We start from the raw sequence: 14,847 nt of genomic DNA, 5'->3' as shown, positions 1-14,847 counted from the left end.
TAGCAGAATTGAAGAATTTGAAATATGAGAAATGTACGTTAAAGAAAGAGGCTGATTGTGTGTCAGCCTCTTTCTTTATGTCATTAATATAGCACTTGCGGATTAATTTTCGTCGCTCGGATGAGCTTCATTATGTTCGTGTTCGTGGTCGTGATGGTGTTCGTGGTTGTGAGTCAGATTATGAGCAACTGCTTGATAATAAGAAAGGTTTGTAACAATCATTTTTTTAACTTTTTCTTCAGCATCAACATTGTTAGTAGTAACAACAGATTTCAGATAACCAATAACTTTATCGGTAAGAAGCTTATTAATAAGATTTGTGCGTTGCTTTTCATCCAGATTTTTTAGAATTTCGAGCGAGCCCATTTCACGTGGCAAGCCAACTTGCTCGAAGTAATCAGCAACGTCTTCATCTTCCAAATTAAGTTGCTCTTTTTTGATTATTTCAGCAGAGACAATTTCAAAGATATATTGGCGACGAATTTCTTCTTTGAGTGGGGTTAAGAAGTCTTCGTTTCGGGAAAGTTCGTCAGGGTTTAAGTTGTGTTTCTTTGCGTGCATTTCGATAGCATTTTTTATGCTTTCGTTGAGCAGATTTTGAGGAATTGGAATTTCTTTATACTGCTCGACAATTTTTTTGTAAACATTATTTTCAAAATCAACATTTTCGTAGTGGTCGAAGTGGTTTTGAATAAATAGAGAAATATCTTCGCGTAAGTCTTCGATAGTGCTAAACCTACCGCCGCTAATTTCAGAAATTTTATCTTCCGTAAGTTCAGCAGGCTCAATTTTCTCAATTTTGTTGATTTTCACTTTGAAAATTTCATTTTGGCGAAGTGGGTCAACTTCTGCAAAATCAATTTCAAACTGGTCGTCAACTTTTTTATTTAAGAAAAATTGTTTGAATTGCTCAGGGAAATCGTATGAGAAGAGATAAATCACATTATTTGGCATATTTTGAAGGACATTTCCAGTTTCTTTTTCGACAGACTGGAAATCGCCATAGATGATAACATCAAAATTTTCAACTGTGTCGGCTTCGGATTTATTGCCCAGTTCGAGTCCAAGTTTATGCAAAACGTAGTCAATATCTAATTCATCTGGAACATAAACGACTTGGTCAACAGAGAGTTCTTTAAAATCCACTAAATCGAGCTTAGGGTGTTGCTCAAATTCGAGAACAGCACTAACGTTTTCCTCGTCAATTTTGAAATCTTTCAGAACAGGGGAGGAAACAAGTTCGAGTTTTTCTTGTTCAACATATTTGCTAAAAGCATCCTGTGTGTGATCGAGGCAAATATTATAAAGGACTTCGTTGCCAAAGCGTTGTTTGACTAAATTCATTGGCACTTTGCCTTTGCGAAAACCTTCAATTTGGTAGTTGCGTTGAAGATTGTTCAGTTCTTGTTGAATTTTGTCATCGACTTCACTTTTCGGGAAATTGACTTCGAAGGAGAAAAGGGTATCGCTCAATTTGTTGAATTTTGTTTCCAATTTGTGCTACCTTGTTTATTAATAAAAAATGGTGCGGACGGAGAGACTCGAACTCTCACGGGTCGCCCCGCTAGATCCTAAGTCTAGTGCGTCTGCCAATTCCGCCACGTCCGCAATAATAACAAAATGCAAAGATACACAAAAAAATCTAATTGAAAAAATAAAATGATACATAATTATAAATAAGTAAAAAAGTTTAAAAAAAATAAATGGTAAATCAAAAAAAATTTGTTTTTTACAAAAAAAAATTTTATATATGAGCATAGAATAAGAGTATAAGGTCTGATTTAAGGTGAAATATGAATAAATTTTTCGAAGTGATAAAGAATCTAATGCCACCAAAAGGCTGGAAATTGCCCGTTGTAATTAGTCTTGGGGTACTTGCAGGACTTTCTGCAACTGCTTTTCATATTTCGAATGCGACTTCATATTTATCGGACGACCCGAGAGCTTGTATTAATTGCCACGTAATGTATCCACAATATGCGTCCTGGCAACATAGCAGTCACCGTGAAAGGGCAAATTGTAATGACTGCCACGTACCGCACGATAATTTTCTACGAAAGTATTTTTTCAAAGCATCGGACGGAAGGCGCCATGCAACGATTTTCACACTAAGGATGGAACCGCAAGTAATTCGGATAAAAGAATCGGGGAAAGCGGTTGTTCAAGAAAACTGTATGCGTTGCCATTTAAACCAAATTAATCATGTTACAGCTGTGCAGGTAACAGGGAAAAATTATAAAGAAGGGAAAGGGCATTTATGTTGGGATTGTCATCGTGAAGTGCCTCACGGAAGAGTTTCGAGCCAGGCATCGACGCCAAACGCAATAGTCCCATCATTGCCAAAACCAGCACCTGATTGGTTAATGCAACTAATTGAATAATTCACAAAATAGATGAGGTAAAAATGAGTGAAAATTCTACAAAAAAAATGAAACCTTGGGTATATTGGTTGCTATTTGCAATCACATTCGTTGTTGTATTCATTATTGGAATGCTGACAGCATCAATAATGGAAAGACGAACAGAAACAGTTGCACGGGTCGATTTAGTTAAGAATCTACCTGAATACGAGCCAAGAAACGAGGTATGGGGGGAAAATTTTCCACGACAGTATGAATCATATTTGAAAACGCTTGATACATCATTTAGAAGTCCGTATATGGGTTCTGCTCATATTGATTATTTAGAGGAATACCCAGAGCTGGTAATAATGTGGGCAGGGTATGCATTTTCACGCGAGTATAATCAAGGGCGCGGGCACGCATATGCCGTAATAGACGTACGAAATATATTAAGAACGGGCGGTATTGAATGGAGTCCTCAGCCAGCAACCTGTTGGGCTTGCAAAAGCACAGATGTACCAAGGCTAATGAAAAATATGGGTGTTGCTGAGTTTTATAGCAAAAAATTCACGGATTTAGGGAGTGAAGCAGTAAATCCGATAGGTTGTCAGGACTGTCACGATCCTAAAACGATGAACTTAAGAATTACACGACCGGCTCTTACCGAAGCACTTGCTCGACGTGGTTTCGATATTAAGAATGCAACACACCAGGAGATGCGTTCGCTTGTATGCGCCCAGTGCCACGTTGAGTATTATTTCCAAAAACCTACGAATTATCTTGCTTTCCCGTGGGACAAAGGATTTTCAGCAGAGGAAATGGAAGCATATTACGACGAGATTAATCATTATGATTGGGTACATCCACTGAGCAAAGCAAAAATGCTCAAAGCACAACATCCTGATTATGAATTATATATGACAGGTATTCACGCTCAACGTGGAGTTTCTTGTGCAGATTGTCATATGCCATACAAAGTAGAGGGAGGTTCGAAGTTCACCGACCATCACGTTCGTAGCCCGCTTGCTAATATTGCAAATTCTTGTCAAGTATGTCACAGAGAAAGCGAGAAGCAGTTGATGGAAGACGTTGTTTCACGTCAGAATAAAGTGATGGAATTACGTCGACTTGCTGAAAAGTCCATTGCTGCGGCACATATTGAAGCGCAAAAAGCGTGGGAAGCAGGAGCAACTGAACAAGAAATGGAACCCATCTTGAAATTAATACGAAGCGCTCAATGGAGGTGGGATTGGGTTGCTGCTGCAAACGGCGTAGGATTTCACGCACCTGTCGAAGCATTAAGGATACTTGGGACAGCGATACAGCGTGCAGAACAAGCTCGCGGGATGTTACAGGTAGTTTTTGTACGTCATAATGTACCAATCCCGCTAAAATTACCGGATGTTTCAACGAAAGAGTTAGCTCAGAAATACATTGGGCTCGATATGGATAAAGCACGCAAAGACAAAGAAAACTTTTTGCGAACAGTAGTTCCCGAGTGGGACAGGATAGCGAAAGAAAGGCAAGGGACATTATATAATTATGAAAAAAAGAAATAAAATAAAGGATTTCCAATAATTAATGATTAAATCGTAGAGAGATGCTCTCTACGATTTTCATTTAAGGTAAATTAAGGATATATTTTGTAATATTATTAAGCTAATGTTTTTCTTTTATTATTTGCAAAAAATAAATAATAATTTTGTATGTAAATGTGCTAATTAACTGTTAATTTGTAATTATGAAACTCTTAATTGTAGAGGACGAAAAAGGATTATCTGCATCAATTGTAAAATTTTTAGCAAAAGATAATTATGCAATTGATGTTGCTTATAATTTTGAAGATGCTGAATACTTGATTAATACTATAGAATATGAGTGTGCGTTAATAGATTTAATGCTTCCTGATGGATCGGGTTTTGATCTGGTTAAATTGCTGAAAAACCAACAGCCATCGTGTGGCATAATAATTCTTACTGCCAAAGATACACTTGATGATAAACTACAAGGATTAAATTTTGGAGCCGATGACTACATAACAAAGCCGTTCCATCTTGCAGAATTAAATGCTCGATTAAAATCGCTGATTCGCAGAATGTATTTTAATGGGAAAAATGAAATTTATATCAACGAAATTTCAATTATTCCGGGAAAAAGAGAAGTGAGAGTAAACGACCAAATTGTTCACCTAACAAAACGCGAATATGATATATTAATGTTTCTAATAAGCAATACGGAAAGAGTTTTGACAAAAGAGACAATAGTTGAGCATATTTGGGGCGACGATTCGAACACTTTTGACAATTTTGATTTTGTTTACACGCACATAAAAAACTTGAGAAAAAAATTAATAGACAGTGGAGCGAACGATTATATAAAGTCCATTTACGGTATTGGATATATATTCACAACAAAATAAGATGAAATATTTAATTAGCATAATAAACCGCTATTTTATTATTAGCTCATTAATTCTTTTCTTAATAATCTATATAGTCATTTATTACTTAATAGATATTTCCATAAGAAAAGAATCAGACCAACAACTCAAAAATATTACGAAAAAAGTCGTCAATGAGTTAAAGAGAGGCGGAGTGGTAGATTATCCTCCATTTATAGAAATTGAGCGTGTAAAAACAAATACTATTTCAAATTCGCATAACTATTTTGAGGACGTTTTTATAGATTTTGAGGAAAGCGAAGACGAACCATTTCGTCAGATGATTTCGTACGCGCAAATAGATGGAAAGCACTATAAAATAATAGCTCGCATTTCAATGGAAGCGAAAATAGATATGTTTAAAATTATTTCTATAGTAATTTTTTCAGGAATTTTTACATTTTTAATTACTATGTTCTTTATAAATAGAAAACTTTCTGCTTATGTTCTATCAGATTTATACATTACACTGAAAAAAATTAGTGAATTTTCAATTACAGGCAATAAAAAATTAGAATTGCAATCATCTCAAATTTATGAGTTTAATAAATTAAATTCAGCTATAGATTACCTTGCAGAAAAGGCACAGAAAGAATATAATCTACTAAAAGAGTTTACCGAAGAAATTAATCACGAAATTCAAACTCCTCTTTCTGTTATTAAATCCAAATTAGAATTGTTGGTGCAAAGCAGCATTAAAGATGAGAACGATATTGCTGCTTTAGATTCAGCAATGAAAAGCTTACATAAATTAGAGAGAGTAAACAAATCTCTTCTTTTATTAAATAAATTGGAAAATCCATTATTATTTGAAAATTCATCAATAGATATAAAAGAAGAGATAAATAAAATCTTAGATAATTTTAATGATTTTATTAAATACAAAAGAATTAAATTAAAATGCGAATATAACACAAAGAATAAGCCGATATTTTTAATGAACCAATCGCTTCTAAATATATTATTGAGCAATTTGCTTTCAAATGCAATTAAATATTGCTTAGAAAATGGAGAAATATCGGTAAGTTTAAATGATTTACAAGATAAGCTTTGTCTAACCATATCAAACTCATCAACTGAACCTACAAATATTGATAATTTTTTCAATAGATTTTACAAAGAATCTCTTTCTCCTGAATCGACAGGACTTGGTCTTGCTATCGTAAAAAAAATATGCGATATCTATCAAATAAAAATCGCAAATAACTACCAAAATGGGATATATACGATAAAATTATTCTTTAATACAAAAAAAAATCAATAATCCTTCAAAATTTCTTCAAAATCACTTTATAATTTTGTTCTGTAATTAATTGCAAATAATAAAAAACTGATTTGCAATTAATTGCAAACGAAAAAAATGTTTAACAAATTTATATGAGGTTCGTATGAAACTCAGAGTAATGTTGATCGCTCTATTGGCATTATCGATGACATCATTTGCTCAAACAACAAAACCAGAAGTAAAGCCAACTGCTCAGCCTACTAAGCAAGTCGAAAAAACAACTGATGTAAAATCTACTGTAACAAAACCTGAAGCAAAACCAACTACTCAGCCTACCAAGACTGAAGTAAAGCCAACTGAAACTAAATCTACTGTAACAAAACCTGAAACAAAACCAATTACTCAACCTACTAAACCAGAAGTAAAACCAACTGAAACAAAACCTACTGCTGCAACAGGAAATAAAGAAATAACACCGAATAAATCGAAAACAGTAAAAAAAGTAAAAACACAAAAATCAACTTCTCAAAACAAACAATAAGTTAAGTAATAATAAAAAACAGGCTGAGAGCAACAACTCAGCCTGTTTTTTTATTTGAGGGATCGATGATTAATTTTTCTCAGCAAAGAAACCTTACTGATGGAATAATATCGTTCGGCAATGATTTCGAGGTTACCAGGAATAAGTAAACTGTTGGCAGTGCCGTATTCAACAGAAATAATAGCACCGTCGGGGACAAATTGGCGGTACTTATTTGAGATTAAGAAATTGAAACAGATATTCAATCAACAGAACAACACAGGTTACTAAGAAGCCTGCGTTTTTTATTTATGGGAGCACATCGCAAGAATCTTTAATTATAAACCCTTCATTAAATACGAAGTTAATAATTTATTAAAATAATATCTCAAACAAACAAATATTCCGTTCGTCTTATTCATTATGAAGTTTCTAATAATATTCATAATTATTTCAAAAATAACACTAATAGGTGCATCTAATATAGCAGCTAATACAGCACCTAAACTGAAATATTATAAAGTTTCAGGCAAAGTAATATCCGAAGAAGATGGGACACCATTAGTTGGTGTAACTGTACGTGTAACTGATAACAGAGGAACATATACAAACAGCAAAGGTGAGTTTGTATTACAACTTTCGCAAGGAGTGCACCATCTTGTACTTACAATGATAGGAATGGGAAAAAATATTGCTACAATCAACGTAAAAAATGATACATCAGGAATTATAATTAAAATGCGGACAAATCCGACAATATTGGAAGGAGTTGTGGTTATTGCCGAGGATCCGGGTATAAGACTTATGAGAAAGGCAATAGAAAGAAAAGCGAGTCAAATTAAAGAAGTAAATTCGTATAAATATCTGCTCTACACTAAATTTGTTGTTCAAACAGATACTATAACAGCAGGAAGAACTGACAAATCGGCAGACAGCACCATTTTTTCAATTTTCGAGTCATATTCAATAGGATATTTTCAAAAACCAAACAAATATTATAACAGAATCATTCAGCGAAGGCAAAGTGATAATGTCCCTCCGCAAGCAAATTTTGTGGCATTTGGGACAAATTTGAATATTTACGACGATTTCATTACAATATTAGGCGAGGAGATATTCACACCATTTCACCCGAACGCTCCGGATTTTTATGATTTCATTTTGGACACAAACTATTTTGATATAGACAATCCAAAAATTAAAAGAATTATTGTAAATACAACCTCAGATTTACGAAGAATGTTTTCGGGTTATATTTACTTGAACGATGAGACACTGATGCCATCAAAGGTAGAACTCTATCCGAACGTCGCAGTTCGATTGCCGTTCAACACAAAAATGAAGATTGCTCAAACCTATCACAACGATAAATATACGTTCCCAGCTATGCTGGAAATCACAACAACTTCACAGGCAAATATTTTTGGAATTATTCAACCAAGACTTGATATAAATTTAGTAACGTATGCAACGAATTTTGAAGTGAATGTTGAAATTGATAAACGAATTTTTAATTCGAGAAGCGTCGATGTTGCACCCGATGCAGATAATTTCGACACAACATTTTGGGAAGTGAACAGTTTTGTAGAACTGACAAAAGACGAAATTGAAGCTTACGAAGCAATAAGAAGGTTCCGGGAAGCACCCGACTCGGCAGAAGGAACAAATATATTCACAAAATATCTTCGTCCAATAACAAGACAGCTGGAAAAGTTGGAACGGAAGCCTTTTACAGGTTGGGAAGATATGCTTGTCTATAATAAAGTGAAAGGATTTAACCCAACAATTTCATTAAGAGATGATTTTTGGTCGAACTACCGTTTTGGAATAAAACTTGGTTACGGGATTTCGGACAAAAAGCCAAATTACGAATTTATGTTCAGCACAGTTTTCGACGAACTGAAACAATATAGGATAAACGTAACTTTATATAATACATTGAAACGCTCGGACGAACATCACTCAGTAAGAACCTCAACTATAACGCTCAACAGTTTGCTAACGGGATTTGACTACGGCGATTATTATTATGGGAAGGGGTTGGAAATTGTCTTCTCTGCTGGATATGGTCAATTGCGTTTTATAAGGAGGAATGAGTTTGAGCGTCCAATCGTTTACAAATTGTTTTTCAGAACAGAAAAGCACACTAATGCGAGAAGAAATACTAATTTTTCAATATTCTCAAACAAAAAAAATAGAATAAACCCGTCCATTATCGACGGAACTTCGAATATTGTAGGATTCGAGGCGAATTGGAATTTTCATAGGGCGAGGAGGCTATCCAATTTTGGATTTTCTATCGGAGGTGAGCTTTCGTCAAAAAAATATCTAAATTCAGATTTTGATTACTCCAAAATAGAATATCATATGAATTGGCGGCAGCGGACATTTCCGCTTGCAAGAATAGATGCAAAAGTTGGTGCAGGATATATTTTTGGTGAAGCACTACCACACAAATTTTTTAGCATCGAATCATCTTCATCATTTATATCGGGAAACACTGCAATGCGAGGGACAGACGAAAAAGAGTTCTACGGCAGCAAGTTCGTTTCGCTTTCGCTTGAACACAATTGGGGAGAGATTATCCCGGGTCTTATTAGAATACCAAACATTGCTGAGTTTGGGTTGGAATTTATTAATTTTGCAAATGTATCATATTCAAGTTTTGACAAAAACGACATTTTCGCAAAATACGTGAATAATATGCATATTCCCAATTCAACCGCTGCTACAAAAGACAAATGGTATTACGAAATAGGTCTTGGTGTAAATAGACTATTAATTTTTTTCCGCACTGATTTGACTATTCGATTAAGTCAGGTGGAGCGTCCTCGTTTTTTTTTCACATTTACAACAGCTAATTTTTAGGTATTATCCTTTATCGGAAGACTTTCTCAGCAAAGAAACCTTACTGATGGAATAATATCGTTCGGCAATGATTTCGAGGTTACCAGGAATAAGTAAACTGTTGGCAGTGCCGTATTCAACAGAAATAATAGCACCGTCGGGGACAAATTGGCTGGAAGAGATACTCGAAACAATTTCATTAATCACGTTGTTTTTGTAAGGTGGGTCGATAAATATTAAATCGATATTGCGATTAACTTTGTCAGAGAGCAGGAATTTTTCGGCACGATAGAGCGAAATCTGGTATTTCTGGCGTTCAATTTTGAAAGCATCGATAATATTTTTCACAAAATCGAGCGACTGCCTGGAAATATCCACAAAATAAGCAAACGAAGCACCACGGCTCAGTGCTTCAATTGCCATAGCACCTGTTCCACAGCATAAGTCGCAAACAACAAGGTTTTCGAAGTCAATAAAATTGGAAATAATATTGAAAATAGTTTCGCGCATAGCGTCCTGTGTGGGGCGTACATTTGAGGGAACTTTCCCCGGGATATTTCTACCTTTGTAAATGCCGCTGATAATTCGCATCAGTATAATTTAACTCTTTGGTGATAGACAGGAAGAGCACCGCCAACGCAAGGTGGGTAAATTTGGAAAGTGCGTGAGCAATACTGGCGTTCGCGTTCAGCAAGCTGAGTGCGCATCATACGGAATGGGTTCAAGCGTTTGGCTTCGAGCCCTAAAATCATAGCAGTTTCCCAACACATCATAAAATTGTCTTTTGTTAGGTTTGCACCGAAGAAAAAGGCAGCATCAATTGTTTCAGCTGCTTCGGTTAATATTTTTTGCAGTTCTTTCTCGATAATCTCACTAATTTGCTCGTTGCTCGAAAAAGAAGCAAGGTTGTAGTAGCCAGGAATACCATTTTTGCTTAAACTAATATCAATGAATTTATTCTGTATGCTTGCAAGAACAACGTTTTTGTCCCACAGTTCAGGATAATTATATCGGAAAGCGTTGTGAGCATTAATTTGGCTAATATCTATACTATTGACAAAAGGAAGATTTAAATCTTTTAGCAATTGAGTGGCAGTGCTTAATATGTCATTCGGCACAATAACACAAAGAAGCATCTTTTTGCCGTTGAGCATTGGAGCAAGCGGCACAACAGTTGTGGAAAAATCGTCGAAAGTAAATTGGGGGAAATTCTGCCTGATTTCGAAATTTACAAGTTTCTTGACGTCCTGCACAGATAAATTATCATCGCCGGGAATTTTGCTGATAAAGACGTTATCGGCTGGCAAAGTTACTGAAACACGGTTAAAATCTTCGCCAATTTCATATAATATCGAAGACAATTCTTGAACACCAAGCATTGATTCGTCTGATTCGATGTTCTCGAGGTCAATTCTGTTGTCGGTTGAGTTCAAATAGAGAAGTTCGAGACCGTTGTCCTTCATTTCGACTAATGTAACGTAAGTCCTGTCAATATTATAGAAAACCGATACTGTTCTGTTCATAATAAATTAATATTTTTGAATAATTGAGAAGTAAATTTACAAAAATATCAAACATTCTTAAATAAAATTTCGGCAATTTTTTTCAAACCTTGAAGTTTTTTTCTTTTTATTGGGCTTTGGCGAAATCGCTGAGAAAATTCTTCCTGCGACATATTCAACATTTCAGTCAAATTCAATGCAGTCTCGCCATTTCGAGGATAAAAGCGTATCTCTCGTGTAAATATATTTTTTTTATTGTATGGGCACACTTCCTGGCAAATATCGCAGCCGAAAAGACGGCGGCCGAATTTACTTGAAATTTCTTGCGGGACTTCGGCATCTGGTTTTGCTTCGATATTCCAAAATGAAAGGCAGCGGCAGCTATCAACTACTTTCGGTTGCACAATAGCACCAGTTGGACAGGCAAGAATGCATCGCTGGCAAGTCCCGCAATAGTCTTTGGCAGGGATGTCGGGTTCAAGTTCGAGCGAGACAAGCGCAACGCACAAGAAAATATAAGAACCTAATTCAAAATTTATAATGTTGCCGTTTTTCCCTTGCCATCCGATACCGCTACGCGCTGCCCAGACTCGTTCAAGTATAGGACCGGTATCAACGTAAATTTTATAGTCGAAATCAATTTTTTCACTTAATTTTTGCATAATTTGGGTTGCTTTTTCTTTCAGGACGTCGTGGTAGTCGTCGCCCCAGGCGTATCGGGCAATGTAGCCAATAGGTTCGCTTGCGTCGGGATATTCAAACGGCGTTTTATAGTTATGGGCAAGCACTATTATGGTCTTTGCATTGGGCAGAATTTCGAGCGGGTTTTTCCTTTTATCTAAGTATTTGCCCAAATATTGCATATCGGCATCGAAACCGAGTTCAAGCCAGTGAAGATAGTTTTGGAATTCTGCACCGAGCGGGCGTGCCTCAGCAAATCCGCACTGCTCAAAACCGAGTTCGTTTGCAAGTTGCTTTATGTATTGCTTCAAATCGTTCAAATATTAGCGACGAAATTTTTTATAATGATTAATCAAACCGTTGGTAGAGCTATCGTGCGTCGAAACATAGCCATCGCCCGAAAGTTCAGGCAAAATTCTTTTGGCGAGCTGCTTGCCAAGTTCTACTCCCCACTGGTCGAATGAATTAACGTTCCAGATAACACCCTGAACAAAAACTTTATGTTCGTAGAGAGCAATAAGTTTGCCTAAGGAAGTAGGGTTAAGTTCATCAAGCAAAATTGTATTAGTGGGACGGTTTCCTTCGAAGACTTTGTGAGGAAGAAGTTTTTGAATTAATTCCTCGTCTTTATATTGCTGGCGAAGTTCTAAAAATGCTTCGTCGCGGGTCTTTCCTTTCATCAAAGCTTCGGTTTGAGCAAAGAAGTTAGCCAGCAAAATTGGGCGGTGTTCGCCTATTTCGTTAGAGCTATTGATAGTAGCAATGAAATCGGCTGGCACCAATCGAGTGCCTTGATGCAGGAGTTGGAAAAATGAATGTTGAGCATTTGTACCGATTGTTCCCCAGATGATTGGACCAGTTTTGTAGCTCACTTTCTGACCGTCACGATTGATGTATTTACCGTTGCTTTCCATATCGAGTTGCTGCAAAAATTCTGGGAAACGAATTAAATACTGGTCGTAAGGAATAATTGCATAGCTTTCCGCACCGAAGAAGTTATTATACCAGATGCCGAGCATAGCCATAAGGACAGGGATATTTCTATCAAAAGGATCGTTGCGAAAATGGCAATCAATTTCGTAAGCCCCGCGAAGTAGTTTTTCGAAATTGTCGTAACCGATATACAAAGCACAGGAAAGCCCAATTGCGGACCAAAGAGAGTAGCGACCGCCAACCCAATCCCAGAAGTGGAACATATTGTTTGGGTTGATACCGAACTCGACACAAGCTTTTTCGTTTGTCGAGAGAGCAACGAAGTGCTTTTCTATGTCTTTTTCTTTTGCTCCGCAGTGTTTTAAGAACCAGTTTTTTGCTGTATTTGCATTTGTAAGAGTTTCCTGAGTTGTAAAAGTTTTAGAAGCAATAACAAATAAAGTAGTTTCTGGATCTAATTTTTTTAATGTCTCGACAATATCGGTGCTGTCGACATTCGAGACATAATGAACGCTAAGGACGTTCCCCGAGAAAGGTTTCAGTGCGGTCGAAACCATAGCCGGACCCAAGTCGGAACCGCCTATACCGATATTGATAACGTCGGTAATACGTTTCCCGGTGAGCCCAAGCCAGGCACCAGAGCGGACTGCTTCGGTGAATTCTTTTATGTGGTGTAGCACACTACGCACACCTGGCATAACATCCTGCCCATCAACATAAATAGGTTTGTCGGAAAAATTTCTCAAAGCAACGTGCAGAACTGCTCGATTTTCAGTAAAGTTTATTTTTTCTCCGCGAAACATAGCATCGATATTGTTTTTCAGATTTGCCCGATTTGCGAGTTTAATCAGCAGTTCAATAGTTTCGTCAGTAATAATATTCTTTGAGTAGTCGAAAAGAATGTCATTGAGTTTAATTGAATACTTATCGAAGCGGTTGCTATCAGAAGCGAACAAATCGCGTAAATGAAGCCTGCTCATAGTAGAGAAGTGATTTTCGAGAGCTTTCCATTCGTCAGTTTGGGTAATGGGCATAGGACACCTTTATTTTTATTGAAAAAATTCGGGAAAAAGTAATTCTTCGATTGCTTCACACCACAGGTGAGCAATAAAGATGTGAGTTTCCTGAATTCTTGCTGTATTGGAAGAAGGGACAATTATTGATAAATCGCATTCGTTTTTGATTTTGCCACCGTCTTTGCCGAGCAAGCCGATAGTGCGGATGCCCATTTTTCGAGCAGTGAGTGCCGCGCGAAGTACATTTTCGCTGTTACCACTTGTAGAAATTGCGATAAAAGCATCACCCGAGCGGGCTAATGCTTCCACTTGACGGGCAAAAATATTATCAAAGCCAATATCGTTGCCCCCAGCTGTAAGAATAGAGCTATCAACTGTAAGAGCAATAGCAGCAAGAGCAGGGCGATTGATATGGCTGCGCAAGCGAACCACAAGTTCAGCAGCGATGTGCTGGCTATCGGCAGCGCTTCCACCATTGCCGCAAATCATTATTTTGCCGCCGTTGAGTAAAGTATCTGCAAGCAAATGAGCTGATTGTTCAATTTCTGAACTACATAATTCGGCAGTTTTTTGTTTTGTTTCAATTGTTTCGTTCAAGCTATCGAATAATTTTTTCCCGAAATCAAGCATAGAAAACTCCTTTAACCTAAAAAACGTTTCAAAATTGCAAGTAATTCTTCCCGTCCTTGCATCTTAACAGAGGAATAAGGCAGCACTTCAACGGCAAAGTGGCATTGAGAAACCAGATGTTCGAGCTGCTGTTTGCGTTGCTCGACTGCATCTTTACTAATTTTATCGCACTTGGTAAGCACGATAAGATAATTTCTTTCGGCAAATTCAAGACGCTCGATTGTTTCTAAATCTTGTTCCATCGGGTCGTGCCGGGAATCAACAAGGACACAAACAAGTTTGAGATTTTCTCTTTTTTCGAGGTAGTGCCAATTGAGTGCTGTCCATTTAAGCCGTAAGTCTTTGCCAACAGCAGCATAGCCAAATCCGGGCAAATCAGCAAAAACCCACTTTTCGTCGACAAGGAAAAAGTTTATCTCTTTGGTTTTCCCTGGCGTGGAACTAATTTTTGCAAGGCGATTATTAAGGACAATACTATTGAGCAGGGACGATTTCCCAACATTTGAACGACCGCAGAAAGCCACTTCGGGAAGTGCAAGATTGGGAAACTGAGCGACATTGCTCGCACCTATTATAAATTCTGCATTTAGTTGTTTCATAAATACATCAGTCTTTAAAGTAAATTAAACGATATAAAAAAAGTATTATTCTAAATTATGTAATATACTAATAATAATTTAATAGAGTTTAATAACAGATAATTAATAAATG

The 14,847-nt window shown here is 36.7% G+C and carries 14 protein-coding genes and 1 tRNA gene; 7 read left to right on the top strand and 8 right to left on the bottom strand.

All coding sequences use genetic code 11. The annotated features are described in order from the left end of the window. Positions 1 to 102: 102 nt before the first annotated feature. Both tig and AC6QZF_RS03490 read right to left on the bottom strand, forming a co-directional pair. Positions 103 to 1,494: a trigger factor gene (tig, locus tag AC6QZF_RS03495; protein ID WP_499798492.1), complete on the bottom strand. Its 1,392-nt coding sequence runs from the start codon at positions 1,492 to 1,494 to the stop codon at positions 103 to 105. A 29-nt stretch (positions 1,495 to 1,523) separates the two neighbouring features. Further along, a tRNA-Leu gene (locus AC6QZF_RS03490) sits at positions 1,524 to 1,608 on the bottom strand. Positions 1,609 to 1,793: 185 nt separating this feature from the next. Between AC6QZF_RS03490 and nrfH the strand changes: the two genes are divergently transcribed. The 7 genes from nrfH to AC6QZF_RS03455 all read left to right on the top strand — a co-directional run bounded on the left by nrfH (position 1,794) and on the right by AC6QZF_RS03455 (position 9,395). Further along, complete coding sequence (nrfH, locus tag AC6QZF_RS03485; protein WP_499798491.1) at positions 1,794 to 2,381, top strand: cytochrome c nitrite reductase small subunit; 588 nt, start codon at positions 1,794 to 1,796, stop codon at positions 2,379 to 2,381. Positions 2,382 to 2,404: 23 nt separating this feature from the next. Continuing rightward, entirely contained in the window at positions 2,405 to 3,901 is a 1,497-nt protein-coding gene (gene nrfA, locus AC6QZF_RS03480) for an ammonia-forming cytochrome c nitrite reductase (RefSeq protein WP_499798490.1), read from the top strand. Between the two features lie 182 nt (positions 3,902 to 4,083). Next, entirely contained in the window at positions 4,084 to 4,761 is a 678-nt protein-coding gene (locus AC6QZF_RS03475; protein ID WP_499798489.1) for a response regulator transcription factor, read from the top strand. 1 nt (position 4,762) lies between these two features. Next, on the top strand, positions 4,763 to 6,046 hold the full coding sequence (locus AC6QZF_RS03470) for a sensor histidine kinase (protein WP_499798488.1): 1,284 nt from the start codon (positions 4,763 to 4,765) through the stop codon (positions 6,044 to 6,046). 124 nt (positions 6,047 to 6,170) lie between these two features. Further along, the gene (locus AC6QZF_RS03465) at positions 6,171 to 6,548 is read left to right on the top strand and encodes a hypothetical protein (protein ID WP_499798487.1); all 378 of its coding nucleotides are present in this window, start codon (positions 6,171 to 6,173) and stop codon (positions 6,546 to 6,548) included. Between the two features lie 120 nt (positions 6,549 to 6,668). After that, positions 6,669 to 6,818: a hypothetical protein gene (locus AC6QZF_RS03460; protein ID WP_499798486.1), complete on the top strand. Its 150-nt coding sequence runs from the start codon at positions 6,669 to 6,671 to the stop codon at positions 6,816 to 6,818. A gap of 132 nt (positions 6,819 to 6,950) precedes the next feature. Next, on the top strand, positions 6,951 to 9,395 hold the full coding sequence (locus tag AC6QZF_RS03455; protein WP_499798485.1) for a DUF5686 and carboxypeptidase-like regulatory domain-containing protein: 2,445 nt from the start codon (positions 6,951 to 6,953) through the stop codon (positions 9,393 to 9,395). Positions 9,396 to 9,398: 3 nt separating this feature from the next. Here AC6QZF_RS03455 and rsmD read toward each other — a convergent pair whose 3' ends face one another. Genes rsmD through yihA form a run of 6 tightly spaced genes read right to left on the bottom strand, consistent with a single transcriptional unit; the run spans position 9,399 to position 14,735 of the window. Beyond that, positions 9,399 to 9,965: a 16S rRNA (guanine(966)-N(2))-methyltransferase RsmD gene (gene rsmD, locus AC6QZF_RS03450; RefSeq protein WP_499798484.1), complete on the bottom strand. Its 567-nt coding sequence runs from the start codon at positions 9,963 to 9,965 to the stop codon at positions 9,399 to 9,401. Then, entirely contained in the window at positions 9,965 to 10,897 is a 933-nt protein-coding gene (locus tag AC6QZF_RS03445; protein ID WP_499798483.1) for a hypothetical protein, read from the bottom strand. Before AC6QZF_RS03445 ends, rsmD begins: the two co-directional genes overlap by 1 nt. 47 nt (positions 10,898 to 10,944) lie before the next feature. After that, positions 10,945 to 11,877, bottom strand: coding sequence for a tRNA epoxyqueuosine(34) reductase QueG (gene queG / locus AC6QZF_RS03440; RefSeq protein WP_499798482.1), 933 nt, complete (start codon positions 11,875 to 11,877; stop codon positions 10,945 to 10,947). Positions 11,878 to 11,880: 3 nt separating this feature from the next. After that, a complete protein-coding gene (gene pgi, locus AC6QZF_RS03435) occupies positions 11,881 to 13,524 on the bottom strand; it encodes a glucose-6-phosphate isomerase (RefSeq protein ID WP_499798481.1) in 1,644 nt (547 codons plus the stop codon). 15 nt (positions 13,525 to 13,539) lie between these two features. Beyond that, positions 13,540 to 14,136 (bottom strand): D-sedoheptulose-7-phosphate isomerase, encoded by a 597-nt coding sequence (locus tag AC6QZF_RS03430; protein ID WP_499798480.1) that lies wholly within the window; start codon positions 14,134 to 14,136, stop codon positions 13,540 to 13,542. Positions 14,137 to 14,147: 11 nt separating this feature from the next. Then, complete coding sequence (yihA, locus tag AC6QZF_RS03425) at positions 14,148 to 14,735, bottom strand: ribosome biogenesis GTP-binding protein YihA/YsxC (RefSeq protein ID WP_499798479.1); 588 nt, start codon at positions 14,733 to 14,735, stop codon at positions 14,148 to 14,150. Positions 14,736 to 14,847 lie beyond the last annotated feature (112 nt).

The organism is Eximiradius sp. (assembly GCA_937127445.1).
Taxonomy (GTDB): Bacteria; Bacteroidota; Ignavibacteria; order Kapaibacteriales; family UBA2268; genus JAKIZO01.
This window is presented reverse-complemented; position numbering and strand designations above follow the sequence as displayed.

Excerpts from the sequence above, each read along its gene's own strand:
- nrfA (WP_499798490.1), top strand. The coding sequence starts at position 2,405 with ATGAGTGAAAATTCTACAAAAAAAATGAAACCTTGGGTATATTGGTTG.
- AC6QZF_RS03470 (WP_499798488.1), top strand. The coding sequence starts at position 4,763 with ATGAAATATTTAATTAGCATAATAAACCGCTATTTTATTATTAGCTCA.
- yihA (WP_499798479.1), bottom strand. The coding sequence starts at position 14,735 with ATGAAACAACTAAATGCAGAATTTATAATAGGTGCGAGCAATGTCGCT.
- AC6QZF_RS03445 (WP_499798483.1), bottom strand. The coding sequence starts at position 10,897 with ATGAACAGAACAGTATCGGTTTTCTATAATATTGACAGGACTTACGTT.
- AC6QZF_RS03465 (WP_499798487.1), top strand. The coding sequence starts at position 6,171 with ATGAAACTCAGAGTAATGTTGATCGCTCTATTGGCATTATCGATGACA.
- pgi (WP_499798481.1), bottom strand. The coding sequence starts at position 13,524 with ATGCCCATTACCCAAACTGACGAATGGAAAGCTCTCGAAAATCACTTC.
- AC6QZF_RS03460 (WP_499798486.1), top strand. The coding sequence starts at position 6,669 with ATGATTTCGAGGTTACCAGGAATAAGTAAACTGTTGGCAGTGCCGTAT.
- nrfH (WP_499798491.1), top strand. The coding sequence starts at position 1,794 with ATGAATAAATTTTTCGAAGTGATAAAGAATCTAATGCCACCAAAAGGC.
- AC6QZF_RS03475 (WP_499798489.1), top strand. The coding sequence starts at position 4,084 with ATGAAACTCTTAATTGTAGAGGACGAAAAAGGATTATCTGCATCAATT.
- rsmD (WP_499798484.1), bottom strand. The coding sequence starts at position 9,965 with ATGCGAATTATCAGCGGCATTTACAAAGGTAGAAATATCCCGGGGAAA.
- AC6QZF_RS03430 (WP_499798480.1), bottom strand. The coding sequence starts at position 14,136 with ATGCTTGATTTCGGGAAAAAATTATTCGATAGCTTGAACGAAACAATT.
- AC6QZF_RS03455 (WP_499798485.1), top strand. The coding sequence starts at position 6,951 with ATGAAGTTTCTAATAATATTCATAATTATTTCAAAAATAACACTAATA.